The sequence below is a fragment of the Nocardia coubleae NBRC 108252 genome (assembly GCF_001612805.1).
Lineage (GTDB): Bacteria > Actinomycetota > Actinomycetes > Mycobacteriales > Mycobacteriaceae > Nocardia > Nocardia coubleae.
The window spans coordinates 447,933-465,763 of record NZ_BDBD01000019.1; the positions used below are offsets into that span (position 1 = coordinate 447,933).

The window sequence follows — 17,831 nt, forward strand, 5'->3', positions numbered from 1 at the left end:
GCCCGGCAGGTGTGGGGCGCGCCGCGCCCCACACCGTTTCTCTAGGAGTCCACCACCATGGACGTGCTGATCGGCCAGCTCTTCACAGGGTTGAGCCTGGGATCCATTCTTCTGCTCGCCGCGCTCGGTTTGTCGCTGACCTTCGGTCAGATGGGCGTCATCAATATGGCACACGGCGAGTTCATCATGGCCGGCTGCTACACCACTTATGTTGTGCAGCAGGTCTTCTCCTCGGCCGGTGTGTCGCTGGCCGTCTCGCTGCTCGCCGGTTTCCTGATCGGTGGCCTGCTCGGTGCCGTCCTGGAAATGGGGCTCATCCGCTACATGTACGACCGCCCGCTCGACACCCTGCTCGTCACCTTCGGTGTCGGCCTGGTGTTGCAACAGGCCGCGCGTGACATCTTCGGCGCGCCCGCCAAGAACGTGCTGGTGCCCGAATGGCTCAGTGGCGGAATCACCATCGCCGGTGCGGTGGTGCCCAAGACACGCATTTTCATTCTCGTGCTCGCGATCGTCGCGGTGACCGCGCTGGCCGCCGTCCTCAAGACGACCCCGATGGGCCGCCGCATCCGCGCGGTCGTGCAGAACCGTGGTCTCGCCGAAACCAGCGGTATATCCAGCAGATTCACCGATATCAGCACGTTCTTCATCGGCTCGGGCCTGGCGGGTGTGGCCGGTGTCGCGCTCACGCTCATCGGTTCGACCAGCCCGACCATCGGGCAGAGCTATCTGATCGACGCCTTCCTCGTGGTGGTGATCGGTGGGCTCGGGCAGGTCAAGGGCACGGTGATCGCGGCGTTCGCGCTCGGTCTGCTCAACTCCTTCATCGAATACTCCACCACCGCGTCGATTGCGAAGGTGATCGTGTTCGTGCTGATCGTCATCTTCCTGCAGGTCCGCCCGCAGGGTCTGTTCACCGTGCGGACGAGGAGCCTGGCATGAACGCACTGACTGAACGCCTACGCGCCTATCCCCGGCTCACCCCGCTGGCCGGGTTCGCGGTCGCGGCGATAATCCTGTTCGCCGTCGCCCCGGCGGTGCTGAGCGACTTCCGGCTGAACCTGCTCGCCAAGTTCCTCTGCTTCGCCATCGTGGCCGCGGGCATCGGCTTGGCTTGGGGCCGTGGCGGGATGCTCACCCTCGGCCAGGGTGTGTTCTTCGGTATCGGCGCCTACATCATGGCCATGCACATGCAGCTCGCCGACGCCGCGCGCCTGGGCAACGAGGTGCCCGAGTTCATGGAGATCTCCGGAATCAGCGAACTGCCGGGTTTCTGGCAGCCGTTCGAATCCGCGTCGGTCGCGATCCTGGCCATCCTCGTGCTGCCCGCGCTGGTCGCGGCTGTGCTCGGGTACGGCGTGTTCAAGCGGCGAGTGCGCGGTGCGTACTTCGCCATTCTGAGCCAGGCGCTCGCGGCGGCGCTGGCGATTCTGCTGACCGGTCAGCAGGCCATCGGCGGCTTCACCGGGCTGTCGGACTTCCGGGCGTTCTTCGGGTTCCGTCTCTCGGACCCGGCCAACCGGCAGATGCTGTTCTTCATCGCGGCGGGCACGCTGCTCGTGGTGGTCGCGCTGATCCGTCAGCTCAACCGCAGCCGCTACGGCGAGCTGCTGATCGCGGTGCGTGACGCCGAGGAGCGGGTGCGCTTCCTCGGGTACGATCCCGCGAATATCAAGATCGTCGCGTACGTGGTCGCGGCGTTCCTCGCCGGTATCGCCGGTGCGCTGTTCACGCCGATCGTCGGCATCATCTCGCCCGCCGATATCGGTGTTGTCCCGTCGATCGCGTTCCTGATCGGGGTCGCCATCGGTGGCCGCACCACCCTGCTCGGTCCGGTACTCGGCGCGATCGGTGTCGCCTGGGCGCAGACCTCGCTGTCGGAGTCGTTCCCGTCGGGCTGGACCTACCTGCAGGGCGTGCTGTTCATCGTGGTCGTCGGGTTCATCCCCGCCGGTCTCGCCGGACTGTGGCCGATGGTCAAGGGATGGCGCGCGAGCCGCGAACCGGAAACACCCGCCGTGGTCACCGAGGAGAAGGTGCTGGCCCGATGACTTCACACGAACCCAAGCCCGGCGGCAATGCGGGCATGAACAGCGACTACCTCGAAATCCGTGGTCTCTCGGTGAGTTTCGACGGTTTCAAGGCGGTCACCGACGTGGACTTGACGGTGCTGCAGGGCGACCTGCGGTTCCTCATCGGTCCCAACGGTGCGGGCAAGACGACGCTGATCGACGCCATCACCGGCTTGGTCCCGGCCACCGGGTCGGCGCAGAAGTCGGGTATCGAACTGCTCGGCAAGAAGGTGCACCAGATCGCCCGGCTCGGTGTGGGGCGCACCTTCCAGACGGCGAGTGTGTTCGAGCAGCTCACGGTGCTGCAGAACCTCGACATCGCGGCAGGTGCGGGCCGCTCGGCGCTGTCGCTGCTGCGTGCGCGCAAATCCGTGCTGCCCGCCATCGAAGAGGCCTTGGAGACAACGGGTCTCACCGCACTGCGCGACAAGCCGGCCGGTGTGCTCGCGCACGGGCAGAAGCAGTGGCTCGAGATCGGCATGCTGCTGGTGCAGAACGCCTCGGTGCTGCTGCTCGACGAACCCGTCGCGGGCATGAGCGCCGAGGAACGCGAGGAGACCGGAAACCTGTTGCGCCGCATCGGCGGTGACCGTGTGGTCCTGGTCGTGGAGCACGACATGGACTTCATGCGGTCCTTCGCCACCTCGGTGACGGTGCTCGCGGGCGGCAAGGTGCTCAGCGAGGGCAGCGTGGAACAGGTGCAGGCCGACCCACGCGTGCAGGAGGTCTACCTCGGCACCGCGGCCATGGCAACCACAGACAAGGAAGCCGCCGATGCTTGAACTAGACGAGGTCCGGTCGGGATACGGGCGCACCGAAGTGGTCCACGGCGTGAGCCTGACCGTCCCCGACGACAGCGTGGTCGCGATCATGGGCCACAACGGCGCGGGCAAGACCACCCTGCTGCGCACCGCCGTCGGACTGCTGCCGACCAAGTCGGGCACCATCACCTTCGACGGCGAGAAGATCAGCAAGCTCTCGCCGTCGCAACGGGTGAAGCGGGGCATCGCCTATGTTCCGCAGGGTCAGCAGAGTTTTCCCCAGCTGTCCACAGCCGAGAACCTGCAAGTGGTGGCCGATGGTCGCAAGCGCGGCAAAGCGCTGATCGACGAATCGCTGGATCTGTTCCCCGCCCTGCGCGAGCTGCTCACCCGCAAGGCGGGCTTGCTCTCGGGTGGTCAGCGACAGCAACTCGCCATCGCCCGCGCCCTCATCACCGAACCGAAACTGCTCATCCTCGACGAGCCGACCGAGGGCATCCAGCCCTCGGTCGTCGCCGAGATCGAGCGGACCATCATCGAATTGACGCAGCGCGGCGGGCTGAGCGTGCTGCTGGTGGAGCAACACATCGGTTTCGCGTTGCAGGCCGCCCAGCAGTACTACGTACTGCACTCGGGGCACGTCGGTTCCACCGGACCGGGCGGAGCGGGCGCGGAATCGGCTGTGCGCGCGGCGATGGCGATCTGAACGCAGGTCGCGTCATGGGCAGGGGTGGGCGGGTTTCGCTGGCCGAGCGCGTGTACGAATCGCTGCGTGACGACCTGGCGACCGGTCGGCTCGCACCGGCCGAACGGTTGCGCGCCGAACGGCTGGCCCGGCGCTACGGCGTCTCGCGCACGCCGGTGCGCGAGGCGCTGGCCCGGTTGCAGGCCGACGGGCTGGTGCAGCGTCATCCGGAGGGGCTGTACCTGTACCGGCCACGGCTGGCGGAACTCGACGAGTTGTTCGAGTTGCGAATGGTACTGGAGACACGCGGTTTTCAACGTTTGGTGCTTGGTTCGGCGGCGGCCCCGGCCGGACACGATCTGGCCGCCGTTCGCACGGAACTTACGCGCTGGCAGGAATTCAGGGACACGCCGCCTCGCCCGGGCCCCGAGTTGGTCGCCGCCGATGAGCGGTTCCACATCGAACTGCTTCGGGCAGCGGGCAATTCGGCCCTGGCCGAAGCGCTGAGTGCCGTCTACATCCGGGTGCGCCCGGTGCGCACGATGGATGTGCCGACCGCCGATCGGGTCGCGGCGATGACCACCGAGCACATCGCCATCGCCGAGCACGTGCTGGCCGGACGCCGCGAGCATGCCATGCACACCCTCGTCACCCACATCTCCGCATCCTGCGTGCATGTGCGGGCGCGGGCCGAGCAGGCTATCGCCTTCACGAAACTCGGTGGGACTGTGCGTGATTGATCGCGATGTCGATGCCAGCCGGGCAGGTCGTAGCTCGGCCCGAGCCACGATGGTGCGGCGGCGTCGGATGGGAGTCAGCAGTCGGACTGGAACGGCCAGCAGTGCGCGGGACGATGGGTGACAGTGACCGGGGCGGGGGTGGTCGACTCGGTGATGTCGGAGACCGTTCGTGGAGACGGTGAGTCGGTGAGCAGAGCGAGGATCACCATCACCAGCACGATCAGCATGCCGAGCACAGCCAGTCCGAACACGATCAAACCTGCCAGTTTGCCCTCCTTGGCCGGTTCGGTCGGCGGGGCGGGCGGTTCGACACGGCGGGGGCGTGGGGCGCGCGGTGCCGGGTCGGGGCGTTTGGCCGGGAAGCCGTCGTCGGTGAGTTCGGTACGGGTGGGGGCGAGGTCGGCCAGGCCGAGGGCGGCGCAGGTGTTGAGCACCCGCTCGACGGTCCATTCGCGCGGGCCGACCGAGAAGTTCTCCAGGTAGACGCGTAGTTCGTGCGCGTCGACGGTGTTGGCGACCAGCACGTCGAGGCCCGGACGTAAGGCGGTGCGCGCCGGTCGAACCACCACACCCCGGTACGGCACGAGCACCACCGCGCCGCACACATGCCTGCTCTCCTGCAGCGCGTGTTCCAGCGCCACCCGCACCGCGTGCACACCGTGTTCGAGCCGGTCGGTCAGCCCGCTCGACGGTCCGGCCTCCAACTCCAGCGGACTGTCACTGATCGTCCACGCCCCCGTGCGCGACATGGCGAGCAACCCGCTCTGCCGTCGCCGGAATCCCAACACGTCGAACACCGTGATCCCCCGTGGCGTCACCACCACCGCGTCCAGGCGCCGATCCCCCACCTGTGGGTCGATCAGGGCGAGCCCCGGGCTCGAATAGGCGCTCAGGCATTCGACGAACTCCCGCTCGGCGCCGGTGAGTTCCGCGCCCGGCCTGATCCGAACCAGCATTGCGATGTTCCCCTACCACTGCTGCGACCTCACCGCCGCTGCGCGCTGCGGTACCCAAATCATGACGCGCAACTGTTCCGAAAACCACTGGAAACCAAAGAAAAACCGACTCGCCACCGTGCGCGCGTACCGCCGAGTACGCTGTCGATTCCGACGGAACCGAGCGATAAGACGAGGTGGACGACGATGGCCGCAACGCCCCTACCACGCATTTCCCCCGGCCGGTTGGGTGAACTCGGACCGATCAACTGGGTTGTCTGGCAGGTACTTTCTCGCGCGGCTGGCACGGCGGACGCCCACCTTTTCAGCACACTCGGTCGCACGCGTGGACTGTTCCGGGGTTGGCTGCATTTCTCCGGCAAGCTCATGCCCGGTGGGCGATTGCCGCGCGCGGAGGCCGAATTGGTGATTCTGCGGGTGGCGCATCTGCGCGACTGCGGTTACGAGGCCGACCATCATCGCAGGCTCGGGCGCAAGGCCGGACTCACGGCGGTCGAGGTGGACCGGGTGGCGGCGGGGCCGGAGGCGGAGGGGTGGACGCCGCGTCAGCGGGCGCTGCTCACCGCGACCGACCGGCTGGTGACCACCCGCGATATCGACGACGCTGCGTGGGCGGAGCTGGCCGCGCACTACGACGAGCGGTTGCTCATCGAGATCGTGTTGCTCGTCAACCAGTACGAGGGCCTGGCGTCGACCATCACCACGCTGCGGATCGAACGCGACACCTTCAAGGTGTGATCCAGCTCATAGAGCGGTTGGTGGTCATTCTTCGCAGACTAAAAGCGTACAAAGTACGGAGTAACGTCATCGAGGAGAGTTCATGCAGATCACCGCTTCCGCCGTCTCGCTCAATGTGGACGACCCGCAGGCGTCGGCCCAGTTCCTCATCGACCACCTCGGTTTCACCGAGAACATGGCCGCCGACGGGTTCGTCAGTGTCGGGCGGCCCGACGCGGGCATGGACGTCATCTACCTGCGCACCGGCTTGAAGTCGTTCAAGCCGGCGCGGATCGCGGGTAGTGCGGGCGAGGGCGTGCTCGTGGTCTTCGTGGTCGACGACATCGACAGCGAATACGAGCGATTGCGCGGCGCGGGCGTCCCGATCGAGACGCCCATCGAAACCGAGGAATGGGGCGAGCGCTACTTCCAGATGACCGACCCCAACGGGGTGGTCATCCAGCTCGTGCAGTGGGTGTGATCAGCGGCGCGCGACCCGCAACGCGGCCACGATCAGCGGAATCTGCAGCGGCAACCGCGCGATCACCCCGGCCTTGAAAGCGGGCGACGACTTGGGATTGCCCAGCACGTCGACGGTCATCTGCACATTGGCGGGGAAGACGGCGACGAACAGGCCCGCGGCCAGCCACCCGCCGAAACGCCTGGTCCTCGGCACCGCCAGCGCCGTCGCCACCCCGAGCTCGGCGACCCCGGAGCCATAGGTGTAGGCCCGGGGTTCGCCGGGCAACTGCTTGGGAACGATGCCGTCGAACAGCTTCGGCGCGACGAAATGCAGGACACCGACCACGAACAACAAACCGCTCAGGTAGGTGTGCGCGCGTCGACGGGGAGTTTCATGAGCCACGCTCCGCACTGTAGCGGTGCGGACCGGGGTCGTCACCGGGCACTTGGGTGGGCCCACCTTCTAAACGGTCCCCGTCGGCACTCAGATTGCCGGACGGGGTCCGCTCAGGATCCGGTCGAAGCCGACGGAACCTCCGAGACCGGGGGCTCAGGCGGGCGCGAGGACCGAAGCTGCCGGGGTGGCCGGGCGGCCGAGGAGCTTGGTGAGGTCGCCGGTGCGCACCTCGAGGAAGCCCTTGGCGATGCCCGCGTCCGAGTCGGCGAGGACCGTGGCGAACTGCTCGTCCACGCCCGCGGCGTGCAGTGTGGCCGCGTATTCGCTGGTCGCCAGGTTCTCGTAGCGCACCGTCGCGCCGGTGGCGGCACCGATCGCGGCGGCCAGGTCGGGGCCGGACATGGCCTCGTCGCCACCCAGCTCGTAGACGCGGCCCGCGTGCCCGTCGCCGGTGAGGACACGTGCGGCCGCCTCGGCGTAGTCGGCCCGGGCCGCACCCGAGACGCGACCCTCGCCCATCGCGCCGTGCAGCACGCCGGTCTGCGCGGCGAGAGCCGCGGCCTGGCGGTAGTTCTCCCAGTACCAGCTGTTGCGCAGCAGCACCGTCGGCACCGACGCACCCGCGAGCACCTCTTCGGTGCCGCGATGTTCGGCGGCCAGGATCATCGGGTTCACCTCGGCCTGCGGAATGCTCGTGTAGGCCAGCAGCTCGACGCCCGCGCGTTCGGCCGCTCGAATCACAGTGGTGTGCTGGGCGACTCGCGCGCCGAACTCGTTGCCCGAGATGAGCAGCAACCGGTCGACACCGACCAACGCGGCATCGAGTGCCGCCGCGTCGTCATAGGACGCCCGGCGTACTTCGACATCGAGATCGGCCACCTTCGACGGATCCCGCACGATCGCCACCGGCCGCTCACCCGCCGCCACCAACGCCTCGACGACGAGCCTGCCCAGCTGTCCACTCGCTCCGGCCACCGCAACAGTCATGACTTCCTCCGAACTGATCGACATGTACTAACTATTAGTAAGCACTATGCATTTAGTAGGCGCTGTCGTCAAGGAGGGTAAGATCACGGGTATGAGTGAGCAGCACCTCGACGACGATCAGACGCTGGAAGCCGACGTCTTCGCGCGCGACTGCGCCTCCAGGTCGGTGCTGCAGAACGTCGCGAGCCGGTGGGGTGTGCTCGCCCTGGTGGCGCTGCGGGAGGGCCCGTTCCGGTTCAGTGCGCTACGCAGGCGGGTCGACGGGGTGAGCGAGCGCATGCTGTCGCAGACCCTGCAGGCCCTCGAGCGCGACGGCATGGTGCACCGCGAAGTGCTCGAGGCCATTCCGCCGCGGGTGGAATACACCCTCACCGAGCTGGGCGCACAGGTGGCCGACCGGCTGCACGCGCTGATCGAGGTCCTCGAGACCAATATCGACACGGTGCGGGCGGCACGCTCCGGCTACCGCGGCAACGGCTAGTTCTTCGCCAGCAGTTCGGAGACGGTGGCGAACCGGTATCCCTGTGCGCGCAAGCCGGTGACGATGCCCGGCAGGGCAGCCGCCGATTCGGTGCCGTGCATGACGTGCAGCAGCACGATGGAGCCGGGCCGGGTCTGTTCGAGGGTCGTGGTGAGCACGGTGTCACGGTCGACGCCGCCCGCGGAATCGGGTTCGACATCCCAGGTCACCGTGGTGCGGTCGTGGTCGGCGAGGTATTTCGGCAGCCCGTAGAGCTTCTTGCCGTAGGGCGGGCGGAAGGTGATCGGTCCCTGATAGCCGGTGCGGCGGATCTCGGTGTCGGTGCGTTCGATTTCGTCACGCACGGTGTCGCCCGAAACCAGCACCATGCGGCGATGGGTGTAGGTGTGATTGCCGATTTCGTGCCCCGCCGCCGCGATCGCCTGCCCCCATTCGGGGCGCGCGGCGAGATCGTCACCGACGAGATAGAACGTGGCGGGCACCTGCAATTCGGCCAGCGTGCGCAGGATTTCCGGCGTGCGTTCGGTCGGTCCGTCGTCGAAGGTGAGCGCGACGACCTTGTCCTGGGTTTCGACGCGGTTCACGAGTTCGCCGGTGAGCTGGTAGGTGCGCGAATTCATCAGCACATAAAGACCCGCCACCACCGCGACCACAACGACAAGCACCGCGGCCGCACCCGTCAACCATTTCCGCACCGCCCTTCCGCGCATTTTGGCCCGACTGGAGGACGGGGCGGATGGGGTCGGCGGCCGACGGAAACTCACCGGGTCAGGTTAGCCCGTACCCGGTGAGTTGCCCATGTTCGTGCGTTGGTCAGGGGATTACTTGCGTGATGTCGCCGGGGTTCAAGTAGTCGAAGAAGCGGTGGGCACCGTCTTCGGTCATGCGGACGCAACCGTGGGACTTCGAGGTGACCGGGCCGACGTGGAATGCCATGTCACCGTTGAAGAATGTCGCCCACCGCATCGGTGCGTCGTGCATGGTGCTCCAGTGGAATTCCCGCTTGAAGGAAATGCGGGTCACCGCGGGCGGAGTTTCGAAGCCCGCCATTCCGTGCGAGATCGGTGTCGGCCCGAAGACCACCCGCCCGTTGTCGACCAGCCATGCCTCGTTCGTCGACAGCCGCATGCACGCCCTCGCCTCGACCACCGGGCAGGGCGACGCCGTCGGAATCACGGAGGGGACACCCGGAATATCGGGTCCACCAGGGAAAAGAGGTTCCGCCGCTGCGGGAGCCACGGCAACCGATCCAGCCGCCGCGACCAGAGCCGCCACACGTGCCATCCATCCGAGAATGCGCTTGCTCATGGGTTCTCAGTTGCCTCTCAACCGTGCCCGCCACCCGCGAGTCGACCGGGGCGAGGGGACCATCTCATGGAACACGAACAGTTCGAACACGAGCCAGGAACAACCACCAGAAGGTGCTAACGCATCATCGACCACAAAAGAAGATTCACCAAATCAAACTCCGCGATTTGGCCGAAAAGAAATAGAAACCCGGTAGTTCCGGGCATGAGCGAGGGGCGGCCGCTGCGCGAACCGCCCCTCGGTATCTGCTACTCAGAAGTTGATCATGTGGCCGGCGAGGCCATGGATCGCTTCCTGCAACGCCTCACTGAGCGTCGGGTGGGTGTGCACGTTGCGGGCCAGCTCGTTGACCGTGAGGTCCCACTTCTGGGCCAGCGTGAGCTCCGGCAGCAGCTCGGACACATCGGGGCCGATGAGATGGCCACCGATGAGTTCGCCGTGGGTGTTGTCCGCGATCAGCTTCACGAAACCCGTCGGATCGCCGAGGCCGTGCGCCTTGCCGTTGGCGGTGAACGGGAAGGTAGCCACCTTCACGTCGTAGCCTTCGTCGCGGGCCTGCTGCTCGGTGAGGCCGAAACTGGCGACCTGCGGCTGGCAGAAGGTGGCGCGCGGCATCATCCGGTAGTCGCCCAGCGGCATCGTCTCGGCGCCGCCGATGGTCTCGGCCGCGACCACGCCCTGCGCCTCGGCCACGTGGGCCAGCTGCAGCTTGGCGGTGACGTCACCGATGGCGTAGATGTGCGGCACGTTGGTGCGCATGTAGTCGTCGATCGCGATGGCGCCGCGGTCGGTGAGCTGCACGCCGGTGGTCCCGAGGCCGTAGCCCTCCACGCGCGGCGCGAAGCCGACGGCCTGCAGCACCTTGTCGACGGTGACGGTCTCAACGTTGCCGGACTTGTTGTCCTTGATCTGGACGGTGACCTTGGACCCGTCGTCGTCGATCGACTGCACGGCCGCACCGGTGGTGATGGTGATGCCGAGCTTCTTGTACTGCTTGGTGATCTCCTTGGACACGTCGACGTCCTCGTTGGGCAGGGCCCGATCGAGGAATTCGACGATCCGCACGTCGACGCCGTAGTTCTTCAGGACGTAGGCGAACTCCATGCCGATGGCGCCCGCGCCGACGATGAGGATCGAACCCGGCAGGTCGCGGGTGAGGATCTGCTCCTCGTAGGTGACCACGTTGTCCGACAGCTGGGTGCCGGGCAGCAGCTTGGTCGTGGTGCCGGTGGCGATGATGACGTTGTCGAAGCTGATCGACTCGTTGCCGCCCTTGGTGAGGGCGACGTCGAGGGAGTTCGGGCCGGTGAAGGTGCCGAGACCGTCGAACTCGTCGATCTTGTTCTTCTTCATCAGGAAGTGCACGCCCTTGACGCGACCGTCGGCCACCTTGCGGCTGCGGTCGAAGGCGGCGCCGAAGTCGAAGCTGACCTCACCGGAGATGCCGAAGGTCTTGGCTTCCTTGTGGAAAATGTGGGCCAGTTCGGCGTTGCGCAGCAGTGCCTTGGACGGGATGCAGCCCACGTTCAGGCACACGCCACCCCAGTATTTCTGCTCGACAATCGCTGTTCGCAGGCCGAGTTGAGCGGCACGGATCGCGGCGACATATCCGCCGGGACCAGCGCCGAGAACGACGACATCGTAGTGGGAAGTCACGTCACCGAGCCTAACTCTGTTTCGGGGAGTTCACCCACCCGTCCCCCACTTCGCCTGAGATGCGCTCGCCCGACCTCGACCGAGGCGGACCGAACGGTACTGTCGGCGGGGTGAGCGGCGCGGGATCAGGGGGCCGAGCGGAGATCGGCAGCCGGGTCGACGGCACCGTTTCGGTCCATCTGGTGCGTCTGCTGGTTCAGTCGGCGCGGCGGTTCGGGGTGGCCGAGGAACAGCTGGCGCGCGTACCGGGCACCGACGACATGGTGCTGCGTGGTGAGCTGAACCGGCTGCCGATGAGTTCGCTGCTCAGGTTGTGGGAGTTGATCGCGCGGCCAGGCGCGGGCGTCGCGGTAGCCGAGGCCGCACCGCTCGGCACCTTGAACACCTGGGACTACCTGGTGACAACCGGCGCGACACTGGCGGATTCCTTGCGCGCCGCCCAGCCGTACCACCGTCTGGTCACCGCGGCCGCCGAGGGTTTCGATCTGTCCGGCGAGGCCGATCTCACCATCGGCTATCGCACGTCGGCGAGCGACCCGACGGTCGCGTCGACGGTCAACGAGTACGTGCTGGCTTACTACCTGCGCCGCGCCCGCGAGGCGACCGGCCGCCCACTGGTTCCGACGAAGGTGACCTTCGGGCATCCGGCGCCACCGGACTACCACCACCTGATCGACGTATTCGGCACGCGAACCATCGAATTCGGTGCCGAGGCCGACTCGATCACGTTCCGCGCCGACGATGCCAACGCCCCGCTCCCCCGCGCCGACCCGATGCTCGCCGACCTGATGCGCAGCCACGCCGACCTCGTCCTCGCGTCCGCACGCACCGTCGCCGACCCCCTCGACGCGTTCCGCATCGCCCTCGCCTCCGCCCTCGACGCCGCCGACCCCACCCTCGCCCGCGTCGCGAAGGCCCTGGCCATGAGCGAACGCTCCCTGCAACGCCACCTCGCCGAACAGGGCACCACTTGGCGCGAGGAACTGGACCGCCTGCGCTACGAGCGCGCGAAAACCCTGCTCGCCCAGGGCCTCACCACCTCAACCATCGCGCGCCATTTGGCCTTCACCGACGACCGTGCCCTCCGCAAGGCCTTCCACCGCTGGACCGGAACCCCGCCCACCCTCGCGCGCTGACGCCCCCGGCCGCAACGTCTTCCCGATCTCGTCGGCGAGCAAAAAGCCGGCCAGACCGTGTGCGTGCTTCTCCCGGCGCACGAGGGAAATGATGTTGAGGCTGAAGGCGTCTCGGACTTGACGGAAGAGCAACCGCCCATCGCGGAGTTCTTCGGCGATGTCGAATTCGCTGAGGAAGGCGATGGCGTCTCCGGACATGGCGAGCCGCTTCATCGTTTCGATGGAATTGGTGTGGAAGGCCGGCTGGATATCGAGTCCCGCATTGGTGAAGGCTTCGGCGACGATGCCGTGGATCACCATGGACCGGTCGGCGAAGATCAGCGGAAACGGCGTGCATTGGGCGAGCGGAACGGTGTCCATCGGTGCGAGCGGATGATGCGGTGAGACAACAACTCCCAGCCGGGTGTTCATCTGCCAGCAGACTTCCAGCTGGGCCGAGGCCGGGATATTGAAGCCGAGGCCGAGGTCGGCTTCGCTGTTCTCGATGGCCCCCACGATGTCGAGGGTCGACATGGTGCGGATCGAGATCCGGATCTGCGGATGCCGAGCCCGGAAGCTCGCGGCGGCGGTGGCGACGACGCTGCTGGCCAGACCCGTCATGGTGGCGATGACCACCTCGCCGCTGCCGAGGGCGCGCAGGTCCCGGATATCGGCGACCGTTTCCCGGTATTGGCGCAGCGTCTGCCGGATATGGGCGACCAGCGCCTCGCCGGCCGGGGTGAGGCGCATACCGCGAGGCAACCGCTCGAACAGCGGCTGTTCCAGCTCCGCCTCGAGCAGCAGGATCTGCCGGTTGATCGCCGAGGGCGCGACATGCAGCCGGGCGCCTGCCGCACGAATCGACCCGAGCCGAGCCACCTCGTCGATGTAGTGCAGCAATCGTGAATGGAGCATCACGCACCTCCTCGGCAGAGTGTACGAGAATTGAGTACACCTCGTGCGAAAACGAATGCTTGTGGGCAACAGTGCCGGTCGCGTCCAATCAATACAGGCACACATATCGAGATGAGGACGCCGATGCCCCAATCGAATTCGACAACCGACTCCTTCGCCGGATCCGCCGCGGTCGCCGATCAGGAAAACCATGTCCGGACGATTTTCGACATCCTGGAGGGCAGGCGGGAAGCCGACCTGCTGCTCCACAATCTGCACATACTCGACGTACACAGCGAAACCGTTTATCCCGGTTCCCTGCTGGTGCACGGCGAACGCATCATCGCGCTGAATCCCGACGACACCATTCGGTACCGCGAATCCTTCGACGGTGGTGGGCTTTACGCGATTCCCGGACTGATCGATGTGCATCTGCACTTCGAGTCCCAGCTCGCACATCCGGCGGCGTTCGGCGAGGCGATCGTGCCGAGCGGAACCACGACGGTTTTCGGGGAGACGCTCGACTTCGCCAGTGCGGCCGGCAAGGAGGCCGTCGACGCGGCACGGGCACTGTTCGCCGACCACGACAAGCTCCCGTACCGGCTCTACGCGTTCGCACCGGGGAAGAAGACCCCACCGGAAGTCACCGAGGCGATGCTGGAGATGGATCCGGTCATCGGCCTGGGTGAACTCGCCCACCTGTCGTATATGACCGGCAATGCCGAGGACTTCCGCAAGTCCGCACTCGGCCGGGCCAACGCGGGATTCGTGAACTGCCACTGGGGCGTGACGGCGCTGTCGGACACCCTGCTGAATTACATGCCCGCCATCGGCGTCGACAACAACCACGATGTGTGGAACGAAGACGATATCGAGAAGAGCATCCGCTACGGCCTGAACACCCAGATCAAATTCGGGGTCGGCAGTCCAGAGGTGATTCGAACCATGTTGCGCGCCATCGTCAAACGGCGCTGGCCCGCCGAGAATTTCCAGCTCTGCGCCGACAATATCTCGGTGGACCGGGTGTTGCGGCAGGGCCATATCGACTGGGTGATCTCGCTGGCCGTCGAAATGGGGATGCCGCCGATTCAGGCGATCAAGATGGGCACCCTGTATGCCGCGCGCTCCTTCCACAAGGATCGCGATCTCGGTTCGCTGAGTCCGGGACGGTTCGCCGACATCGTGCTCACCGACAGCCTTTCGCGCATCAATCCGCGCTATGTCTTCAAGGGCGGCAAGCTGATGGCGAAGGACCGCCGGCTGCTCGATCCGGTCCGCATCGACTATTCGGTGCTGGCCAAACAACCGCGTCCCGGTCTCGACGACCTGCGTCCCGAGCAGCTCGACCTCACACCGCTCGAGGTCTCCGACGACGGCACGCGGGCGAAAGTCCTGCTCTTCGACGTCTACGGGCGCGGGCACCTCAAGTTCGCCCAGGAAGTCTGGGTTCCCGTGCGCGACGGTTCGATCGTGCCCGAGCACGAGGGTGCGCGGCTCAACCGGATCTCCGTCGTGCAGCGCTATGCCAACGGGGAGCGGCACATCGTGAACGGTTTGTTCAAAGGCGTCTCGATCGAGGGCGGCGCGGTCGCCACGTTCTGGCCCGCACCGAAGGCCTATTTCGTGGTCGTCGGTACCGACAGCACCGAGATGTGCGGCAGCCTCGGACACCTGGACGGTCTCGTCGGCGGTTGCGTCGTCACCGAGGGCGGCGCGGTGAAAGCCGTTCTGCCACTCGAGTTCTACGGCGTGATGGCCGATATGGATCTCGCCGAACTCGTCGAAGCCACCCGCACGATCGACAACGCCTTGGCCGTTCTGGGCAACAAGAACGAAGGTGAACCGGTGGTCAACAAACTGCTGACGCTGTTCATTTCGCTCGACCGCTTCGGCTTCATGAAATAGCCTCGGCTACCGCAGAGCAAGGGATCCACCGTTATGCAACACGACAAAGACGCGGCAGTCATCGACAACGGGAACAAGGTGCGCCGCTGGATCACCTACGTGGCCGGGATATACATCCTCACCCTCGGTCTCAGCCTGGCCATCAGGGCAGCGATCGGCATTTCCCCGCAGAGCAGCCTCACCCGCACCATGACGCTGGTCTTCACACCGCTGAGTCAGGGCAATTACAACCTCATCCTCGAAGTCATCATGCTCGTGCTGACCTTCCTGGTCCGCCCGAAGGCCTTCAAGGCGAGCTATCTGCTCTCGATGATCCCGGCGCTGGTCCTGGCCCTGCTCCTCGATCTCAATCTGTGGCTCACCGAATGGATCCATCTCGAGCCGTACACGGCCAACCTGGTCCTGCTGGTCTTCGCCGATGCGATGCTGGCGCTCGGTCTGTTCCTGATGATCCGCGCGAATCTGATCCTGATGCCGATCGATCTGTTCGTGAACACCATCCAGCAGATGACCGGCCGGAAATGGGGCAATATCAAGACGGTCTTCGACTGCACCCTGCTCGCGCTTTCGGCGGGCATCGGGCTCGTGTTCCTCGGCGCACCGCATTTCATTCGCGAAGGGACGATCATCAACGCGATTCTCGTGGGGCAATACGTGAAGGGATACTTCTTCCTGTACGAGAAGTTCGCGGCGCGAAAGCGGCCCGCGCAGTTCGTGCCCGCGCCCGTGACCGACTAGCCCGAATCGCCACCGCCCGGTCCTGTCGCGCAGGGGCCGGGCAGTGGTCGTTCAGCGGCGGACCTTGTAGCTCAGATGGGTGGCGCGGCGGCCCGGGACGACGACCGGGTCGTCGAGCAGCAGGTGACCTTTCGCGAGCTTCCCGAAGTAGGAGACGCCCTCGCCGAACAGCACCGGCACGAGGCTCACGCACACCTCATCGACCAGGCCGAGGTCGAGGGCCTGCTGGATGATTGTCGAGCTGGCGATGGTGACGTTCTTGTCGCCCGCGATCCGCTTGGCCTCGGTGACGGCGGCGGCCACATCGCCGACGAATGTGGTGTTCGGCCAGCGCTGCGCGGCATCCTCCGGGGCGTGATGGGTGACGACGACAACGGGCGCGCCCACCGGGTGCTTGTCGCCCCAACCGTTGGTCATGTCGAACAGACGGCGGCCCGCGATGAGGGCGCCCGTGTTGTCGATCCACTCGTGCAGCACCTGTGCGCCCGCCTCGTCGACCTGCAGCGACCGCTCGCTGCTCGCGCTCGGCACGGTCACCTCACCGCCCTCGTACCACTCGAACAGTTCGCCGATCCCGTCGTCGGGGTCGGCGACGAATCCGTCCAGCGACATCGTCATATGCGTGAATACTTTGCCCATGCTCGCGCCTCCTGGCGAAACGGTTGTCATCGATATAGACGCACCGTGCGCACGGAACTCATCGGTGCCAAATCCTTTCGCTCGCCCGGTGTGGCGACCATGGCACGCGGCCTGTCGGGCCCTGGCGCGTAAGGACCGGGTGGTGGCGTGTGCGGACCTGGGAACGGCGACCGGACCGCCATAACGTGGTCTTCACCGGTCAGAAAACACCGGCTGACCTCGAAAGAAGGCTAGATCATGACCATTCCGACGCATACCCGCGAAATCCACCTCGCCGCCCGCCCGAACGGTGCACCGGTCGCCACCGATTTCGCCCTCGTGGAGCGGGAGCTGCCCGAACTCGCCGACGGCCAGATCCTGGTGCGCAACACCTGGATGTCGGTCGACCCGTACATGCGCGGCCGGATGGACGACAAGCCGTCCTACATCGCGCCGTTCGAAATCGGTGCGGCACTGGAAGGTTCGGCGATCGGTGAGGTGATCGCGTCGAAAGCGGATATCGCGGTCGGCACCACGGTGACGCACTTCGCCGGATGGCGCGAACACTCCGTCATCGATGCGGCATCGGCCACTCCCGTCGACCCCGAACTCGCTGCGCCACAGCACTTCCTGGGCGCTCTCGGCACCACCGGCCTCACCGCCTACGCCGCCCTGACCGAGGTGGCGAAGGTGGAGCCGGGCGACACGGTGTTCATCTCGGCGGCCGCGGGCGCGGTCGGCAGTGTGGCGGGCCAGATCGCCAAGGCCCTCGGTGCCAAACGGGTGATCGGTTCCGCGGGCGGCCCGGTCAAGACGCGAAAGGTGCTCGAGGAGTTCGGTTTCGACGCGGCGATCGACTACCGCGCCGGTGACCTCGCCGGACAGCTCGCCGAAGCCGCACCGGACGGCATCGACGTGTACCTCGACAGCGTGGGTGGTGAACACCTGAAGGTCGCGATCGAGGCCCTCAACCAGCACGGCCGCATCGCCCTGGTCGGCGCCATCAGCGGCTACAACGGCGCGACCACCCATTCCACCCCCGACCTCTACCTCGCGGCAACCAAGGAACTCACCCTGCGCGGCATGCTCGTGACCAGCTACCTCCCCCTCTTCGCCGACTACATCCCGAAGGCCGCCACCTGGCTCGCCGACGGCACCCTCCACACCGCCGAAACCACCTACGAGGGCCTCGACCAGGCCCCCGCCGCCCTCCTCGGCGTCCTCACCGGCGCCAACACCGGCAAAATGCTCGTCCGTCTCACGTGAGGACCAAGATCACCACGCTCTAGTGGCGGCATCGGCCGAGTGCCGTCCGCCACCAGAGCGTGGCGATCGACTG

Annotated in this window: 20 protein-coding genes; 12 read left to right on the plus strand and 8 right to left on the minus strand. The window is 66.3% G+C overall.

The features are described 5' to 3' along the window. The first annotated feature begins 57 nt into the window (after nt 1-57). Genes urtB through NCO8_RS21810 form a run of 5 tightly spaced genes read left to right on the plus strand, consistent with a single transcriptional unit; the run spans nt 58 to nt 4,258 of the window. Nucleotides 58-942: an urea ABC transporter permease subunit UrtB gene (gene urtB, locus NCO8_RS21790; RefSeq protein WP_067641973.1), complete on the plus strand. Its 885-nt coding sequence runs from the start codon at nt 58-60 to the stop codon at nt 940-942. Then, on the plus strand, nt 939-2,051 hold the full coding sequence (gene urtC, locus NCO8_RS21795) for an urea ABC transporter permease subunit UrtC (RefSeq protein WP_067641974.1): 1,113 nt from the start codon (nt 939-941) through the stop codon (nt 2,049-2,051). The genes urtB and urtC overlap by 4 nt, the downstream gene beginning before the upstream one ends. After that, nucleotides 2,048-2,854, plus strand: a complete 807-nt coding sequence (gene urtD / locus NCO8_RS21800; protein ID WP_067484707.1) for an urea ABC transporter ATP-binding protein UrtD — start codon at nt 2,048-2,050, stop codon at nt 2,852-2,854. Before urtC ends, urtD begins: the two co-directional genes overlap by 4 nt. Beyond that, entirely contained in the window at nt 2,847-3,539 is a 693-nt protein-coding gene (urtE, locus tag NCO8_RS21805; protein WP_067641975.1) for an urea ABC transporter ATP-binding subunit UrtE, read from the plus strand. The genes urtD and urtE overlap by 8 nt, the downstream gene beginning before the upstream one ends. Nucleotides 3,540-3,553: 14 nt before the next feature. Then, nucleotides 3,554-4,258, plus strand: a complete 705-nt coding sequence (locus NCO8_RS21810) for a GntR family transcriptional regulator (protein ID WP_067641976.1) — start codon at nt 3,554-3,556, stop codon at nt 4,256-4,258. Nucleotides 4,259-4,332: 74 nt separating this feature from the next. Here the strand turns inward: NCO8_RS21810 and NCO8_RS21815 are convergent, their stop codons facing one another. Next, on the minus strand, nt 4,333-5,214 hold the full coding sequence (locus tag NCO8_RS21815; RefSeq protein WP_067641977.1) for a hypothetical protein: 882 nt from the start codon (nt 5,212-5,214) through the stop codon (nt 4,333-4,335). A gap of 186 nt (nt 5,215-5,400) precedes the next feature. Here NCO8_RS21815 and NCO8_RS21820 point away from each other — a divergent pair, with 186 nt between their 5' ends. Both NCO8_RS21820 and NCO8_RS21825 read left to right on the plus strand, forming a co-directional pair. Next, the gene (locus tag NCO8_RS21820) at nt 5,401-5,952 is read left to right on the plus strand and encodes a carboxymuconolactone decarboxylase family protein (protein ID WP_067641978.1); all 552 of its coding nucleotides are present in this window, start codon (nt 5,401-5,403) and stop codon (nt 5,950-5,952) included. Nucleotides 5,953-6,034: 82 nt separating this feature from the next. Continuing rightward, nucleotides 6,035-6,412 carry a VOC family protein gene (locus NCO8_RS21825; RefSeq protein ID WP_067641979.1) on the plus strand — a complete coding sequence of 126 codons (378 nt, stop codon included), beginning with the start codon at nt 6,035-6,037 and terminating at the stop codon, nt 6,410-6,412. On the opposite strand, the gene NCO8_RS21830 is transcribed toward NCO8_RS21825, so the two are convergent. Both NCO8_RS21830 and NCO8_RS21835 read right to left on the minus strand, forming a co-directional pair. Next, nucleotides 6,413-6,805, minus strand: a complete 393-nt coding sequence (locus tag NCO8_RS21830) for a DoxX-related protein (RefSeq protein WP_067485815.1) — start codon at nt 6,803-6,805, stop codon at nt 6,413-6,415. Nucleotides 6,806-6,943: 138 nt separating this feature from the next. After that, nucleotides 6,944-7,777 carry an NmrA family NAD(P)-binding protein gene (locus NCO8_RS21835; protein ID WP_067641980.1) on the minus strand — a complete coding sequence of 278 codons (834 nt, stop codon included), beginning with the start codon at nt 7,775-7,777 and terminating at the stop codon, nt 6,944-6,946. Between the two features lie 91 nt (nt 7,778-7,868). Between NCO8_RS21835 and NCO8_RS21840 the strand changes: the two genes are divergently transcribed. Beyond that, a complete protein-coding gene (locus tag NCO8_RS21840) occupies nt 7,869-8,258 on the plus strand; it encodes a winged helix-turn-helix transcriptional regulator (protein ID WP_067641981.1) in 390 nt (129 codons plus the stop codon). Here NCO8_RS21840 and NCO8_RS21845 read toward each other — a convergent pair. The 3 genes from NCO8_RS21845 to lpdA all read right to left on the minus strand — a co-directional run bounded on the left by NCO8_RS21845 (nt 8,255) and on the right by lpdA (nt 11,222). Further along, nucleotides 8,255-8,953 (minus strand): polysaccharide deacetylase family protein, encoded by a 699-nt coding sequence (locus tag NCO8_RS21845; protein WP_245655453.1) that lies wholly within the window; start codon nt 8,951-8,953, stop codon nt 8,255-8,257. The two genes, NCO8_RS21840 and NCO8_RS21845, sit on opposite strands and share 4 nt — an antisense overlap. A gap of 118 nt (nt 8,954-9,071) precedes the next feature. Beyond that, nucleotides 9,072-9,386, minus strand: a complete 315-nt coding sequence (locus tag NCO8_RS21850; protein WP_225278427.1) for a L,D-transpeptidase — start codon at nt 9,384-9,386, stop codon at nt 9,072-9,074. Between the two features lie 432 nt (nt 9,387-9,818). Beyond that, nucleotides 9,819-11,222, minus strand: coding sequence for a dihydrolipoyl dehydrogenase (gene lpdA / locus NCO8_RS21855; RefSeq protein ID WP_067641984.1), 1,404 nt, complete (start codon nt 11,220-11,222; stop codon nt 9,819-9,821). Between the two features lie 110 nt (nt 11,223-11,332). Here lpdA and NCO8_RS21860 point away from each other — a divergent pair, with 110 nt between their 5' ends. Beyond that, on the plus strand, nt 11,333-12,358 hold the full coding sequence (locus NCO8_RS21860) for an AraC family transcriptional regulator (protein WP_067642118.1): 1,026 nt from the start codon (nt 11,333-11,335) through the stop codon (nt 12,356-12,358). Here the strand turns inward: NCO8_RS21860 and NCO8_RS21865 are convergent. Next, a complete protein-coding gene (locus NCO8_RS21865) occupies nt 12,263-13,252 on the minus strand; it encodes a LysR family transcriptional regulator (RefSeq protein ID WP_084457358.1) in 990 nt (329 codons plus the stop codon). The genes NCO8_RS21860 and NCO8_RS21865 overlap by 96 nt on opposite strands. A 123-nt stretch (nt 13,253-13,375) precedes the next feature. Between NCO8_RS21865 and NCO8_RS21870 the strand changes: the two genes are divergently transcribed. Further along, nucleotides 13,376-15,136 (plus strand): adenine deaminase C-terminal domain-containing protein, encoded by a 1,761-nt coding sequence (locus tag NCO8_RS21870; RefSeq protein ID WP_157105029.1) that lies wholly within the window; start codon nt 13,376-13,378, stop codon nt 15,134-15,136. Between the two features lie 33 nt (nt 15,137-15,169). Beyond that, nucleotides 15,170-15,874 carry a YczE/YyaS/YitT family protein gene (locus NCO8_RS21875; RefSeq protein WP_067641986.1) on the plus strand — a complete coding sequence of 235 codons (705 nt, stop codon included), beginning with the start codon at nt 15,170-15,172 and terminating at the stop codon, nt 15,872-15,874. A 51-nt stretch (nt 15,875-15,925) separates the two neighbouring features. Here NCO8_RS21875 and NCO8_RS21880 read toward each other — a convergent pair whose 3' ends face one another. Next, complete coding sequence (locus tag NCO8_RS21880) at nt 15,926-16,513, minus strand: dihydrofolate reductase family protein (protein WP_067641987.1); 588 nt, start codon at nt 16,511-16,513, stop codon at nt 15,926-15,928. A 237-nt stretch (nt 16,514-16,750) separates the two neighbouring features. Here NCO8_RS21880 and NCO8_RS21885 point away from each other — a divergent pair, with 237 nt between their 5' ends. Next, entirely contained in the window at nt 16,751-17,758 is a 1,008-nt protein-coding gene (locus NCO8_RS21885) for an NADP-dependent oxidoreductase (protein WP_067641988.1), read from the plus strand. Nucleotides 17,759-17,831: the final 73 nt, after the last annotated feature.

Bases quoted from the DNA above. Each gene is read 5' to 3' on its own strand.
- urtB (WP_067641973.1), top strand. From the start codon at position 58: ATGGACGTGCTGATCGGCCAGCTCTTCACAGGGTTGAGCCTGGGATCC.
- urtC (WP_067641974.1), top strand. From the start codon at position 939: ATGAACGCACTGACTGAACGCCTACGCGCCTATCCCCGGCTCACCCCG.
- urtD (WP_067484707.1), top strand. From the start codon at position 2,048: ATGACTTCACACGAACCCAAGCCCGGCGGCAATGCGGGCATGAACAGC.
- urtE (WP_067641975.1), top strand. From the start codon at position 2,847: ATGCTTGAACTAGACGAGGTCCGGTCGGGATACGGGCGCACCGAAGTG.
- NCO8_RS21810 (WP_067641976.1), top strand. From the start codon at position 3,554: ATGGGCAGGGGTGGGCGGGTTTCGCTGGCCGAGCGCGTGTACGAATCG.
- NCO8_RS21815 (WP_067641977.1), bottom strand. From the start codon at position 5,214: ATGCTGGTTCGGATCAGGCCGGGCGCGGAACTCACCGGCGCCGAGCGG.
- NCO8_RS21820 (WP_067641978.1), top strand. From the start codon at position 5,401: ATGGCCGCAACGCCCCTACCACGCATTTCCCCCGGCCGGTTGGGTGAA.
- NCO8_RS21825 (WP_067641979.1), top strand. From the start codon at position 6,035: ATGCAGATCACCGCTTCCGCCGTCTCGCTCAATGTGGACGACCCGCAG.
- NCO8_RS21835 (WP_067641980.1), bottom strand. From the start codon at position 7,777: ATGACTGTTGCGGTGGCCGGAGCGAGTGGACAGCTGGGCAGGCTCGTC.
- NCO8_RS21840 (WP_067641981.1), top strand. From the start codon at position 7,869: ATGAGTGAGCAGCACCTCGACGACGATCAGACGCTGGAAGCCGACGTC.
- NCO8_RS21850 (WP_225278427.1), bottom strand. From the start codon at position 9,386: ATGCGGCTGTCGACGAACGAGGCATGGCTGGTCGACAACGGGCGGGTG.
- NCO8_RS21865 (WP_084457358.1), bottom strand. From the start codon at position 13,252: ATGCTCCATTCACGATTGCTGCACTACATCGACGAGGTGGCTCGGCTC.
- NCO8_RS21870 (WP_157105029.1), top strand. From the start codon at position 13,376: ATGCCCCAATCGAATTCGACAACCGACTCCTTCGCCGGATCCGCCGCG.
- NCO8_RS21875 (WP_067641986.1), top strand. From the start codon at position 15,170: ATGCAACACGACAAAGACGCGGCAGTCATCGACAACGGGAACAAGGTG.
- NCO8_RS21880 (WP_067641987.1), bottom strand. From the start codon at position 16,513: ATGGGCAAAGTATTCACGCATATGACGATGTCGCTGGACGGATTCGTC.
- NCO8_RS21885 (WP_067641988.1), top strand. From the start codon at position 16,751: ATGACCATTCCGACGCATACCCGCGAAATCCACCTCGCCGCCCGCCCG.